Genomic DNA, 2873 nt, shown 5'->3' with positions numbered 1-2873 from the left:
AGAGATATCTTCGTGTAGTAGCATGTTTTGTACTTTTTGTGTAGTAACCTAAAGATACAACAAAACCAGGGCTTGCCGTGGTTGCATGCTATTTTTTTTTACTTCTATAATGCACTAATTATTGGGTGCGAAACTTGAGTATGTTATATACTATTGGTTAGTAGAAGGATTAGAAATAGCTTCTCCTATTCTATACCTTTTGAACGTGTGAGAGCAGAGTTAAAATAACTTTTTTTACTTACTAAAAAACCGCCTGAAGGCACGAATAAATTGATATATCAGAAAGCCCTGCCAAACTCTTAAAAATAAAAGACTTATTTTAGTTGGTACGGATTCTTCACCGATAATTGCATTAAGACCATCGCTTATTTTAAAACTTGGGATTAAGTAATCGTAGAACAAATGATCCTTTAATAGTGCAAACTCAAAAGATGAAGTGAATTCATATCCATTAGAAATGCATACTATTACCAAATAAGTTGAAATTAAATACAATAATAAAGGGCGGAACCAGGATAGACCAAAATTATTAGAATAGCGACCTAAAAAGAATATGAATTTATCTTCGAAATTAGAATCACTTTTAGGAAATAATTCAATTATATCAATAAACGGATTAATAACGCAGAGGACATATTTATTTAATTTATTCTTTAAGTTCTTGTGCCACTTAAAACAATTAAGTTCTTTTATTGCTTTCATCTCAAGTGCTAAGAACTCTAATTCGTGCTTTTTGTTAGATTGTTTTACAGCTTCTATTTTTAGCAGACGAAAAGATTCTGAATAACCATCTAAATATATTGGATCATATTTCTCAAGCTTTGTTGGCCACTTAACACCTGTCCATGTAATTGAATGAAATATGGTCTCAATAGCTACTCTAGTATCGGAGAAATTGCAACGATATAAATCAACATCAAAAAGTGTTTTAAAATCATCATCAAATTCTTTGAACTGGATTAGTTCAATTTCTGTATCTATAATACGAATGGATGTAGATTCCATTAATGAGAAACGAAGGTTATTTATTCTATTGGGTTTATCAATCAGCGTTTTTTTAATTTTGATTTTAGGGATGATCCCTTCACATATTAAATGCTCTATTTCAGAACTACCTACTCTCAAAGAATCTATTATGCTCGTTAATATTAATTGACCTATAGTCGAAGCATCAACTGTAAATTCTTTAATTCGACTATACTCTATCTCACATTCTTTTATATTCATATTACTAGAAAAGGAGAGTTTAGACAAATCCAAATAATTTAGCTCAAGAGTCCCGACCTTCTTATTTTGACTGATAGATATTTCATCAACCCTGATTAAGTTCTGAGTTTTTAAATCATTAGATAGGATACGAGCTGTCTCAGAAACATTCGTAGACTGACCTCTTTCACTCCTAAAGCCAATAGAATTGAAATTCGAAGAGAAAACAGACAGTTTTTTGATGGCATTGACATGAAAATAAAGCTCATCAAAATCACAATCCCCAATTGTTAATTCTAATGAATCTTTTTCAATTACTATTTTATTAAAAGAACAATGCCTGATGGTAATTGAGTTGGGAAAATCTTTTGTGATAGTAAGAATAGCATCTTCTGATACTTCAATATTTTCAGCGTTACCATTATTAGACTTAAGTATGTCTAAAAATTCAGCACAAGTTCTTGGGGTGCGATTGGGTTGGGTTGTATGCATTGTTCTGTTTATCGAGAAATTTGTTTTTTACCACTCATTGGTCATGTTACGCTTGATTACACGTTTTAGACTTGACTCTTGAAATTTTTCTTCTTGCCTTTTACCTTTGTAAATCCATTCACATGTAGCTTCTGTTCCATTAATATCGATAATGGTCATTTTGTCTCTAGTAGACTTTAATCTAACCACATCACCTTTTTTAAATTCACTCATTATTTTATTTGTTTAAATTAACACTATGCTTAATAATAGTAATTAATCGTCAATCTAACAAACTGCCACTTAATAGGGTATGTTACAACTTTCTTACACTTAAATTAATATAGGTAGCAAGGTAGAATCCCTAAGAAACCCGATGGAGTCGTCAGACCGATTGAGTGAAAAAGTGGTTTACGATCGATCTTTACCAACTAGATTAAATCCCGATTGAATGCTTTCAAAATCAATTTCCCTCATTGCCTTATCATCTTTTAGTAAAGTTAATAGTTGCTTATAGCATATAATCAGAATTGCTCTCAGATTCATAAGCTCATCAAATTCTATCCCTCTATCCAGCTTCATTGAAAAAAGAATACAAAGGTCGCGAGCAATAAAATGAGGTTTAGCTTTCTCTTCATAATTTCCGTAAAGACCAAGGTCTCTGAAGCTATTGCCCACTTTATAGCTTCTAATTCTATAATAGGTGTCGGCTAGGCGGGGATGATACCCATAGTCAATAAAAAACATGATTAAAAAAGCTTGTATTAGATTTTCATAGAAAAATTCCAGGTCTTCCAGACTAAGCTTATAGATGTCAATATCATCAAAACCTTCTGTACTATCGGGGCTAAAACAGAATTCCATAGCATGCATAGTCCAAAATATGAATGCTTTTATTTCTATTTCATCTTCTTTTAATTCTTTAGATATTTTTGCAGGATAAACAATAAGCATTTTATTCCAAAGATCTTTTCTTCCGTCCAAGTAACATAGTGATTTTTCGAGCATTGTTTTCTAAGTATTATTTAAAAAGTCATATTATGAGTTAAGCCTTATTTGAAACCTGTCGGAGTCGTTAGACCCGTCAGAGTTGAAAATAATGATCAGAATTAGATTTCTAACCATTCTTCCAACATCATAAAATCGATATGCTGCTGATGCATATATTTAAAATTAGCTTTATCATCGAACCACCC

3 protein-coding genes are annotated in these 2873 nt (G+C 31.6%); all 3 read right to left on the bottom strand.

The window, feature by feature from the left end:
* Positions 1-234: 234 nt before the first annotated feature.
* The 3 genes from QZZ48_RS15250 to QZZ48_RS15240 all read right to left on the bottom strand — a co-directional run bounded on the left by QZZ48_RS15250 (position 235) and on the right by QZZ48_RS15240 (position 2685).
* Positions 235-1698, bottom strand: coding sequence for a hypothetical protein (locus QZZ48_RS15250; RefSeq protein ID WP_294967112.1), 1464 nt, complete (start codon positions 1696-1698; stop codon positions 235-237).
* 27 nt (positions 1699-1725) lie between these two features.
* Positions 1726-1887 carry a hypothetical protein gene (locus tag QZZ48_RS15245; RefSeq protein ID WP_294967111.1) on the bottom strand — a complete coding sequence of 54 codons (162 nt, stop codon included), beginning with the start codon at positions 1885-1887 and terminating at the stop codon, positions 1726-1728.
* A gap of 201 nt (positions 1888-2088) precedes the next feature.
* Positions 2089-2685 (bottom strand): hypothetical protein, encoded by a 597-nt coding sequence (locus QZZ48_RS15240; protein ID WP_294967110.1) that lies wholly within the window; start codon positions 2683-2685, stop codon positions 2089-2091.
* Positions 2686-2873 lie beyond the last annotated feature (188 nt).

Origin of the sequence: Sulfurimonas sp., assembly GCF_016744025.1 — a bacterium.
GTDB lineage: Bacteria > Campylobacterota > Campylobacteria > Campylobacterales > Sulfurimonadaceae > Sulfurimonas.
Note: the sequence above shows the minus strand (reverse complement) of the source record. Positions and strands in the feature narration are given on the sequence as shown.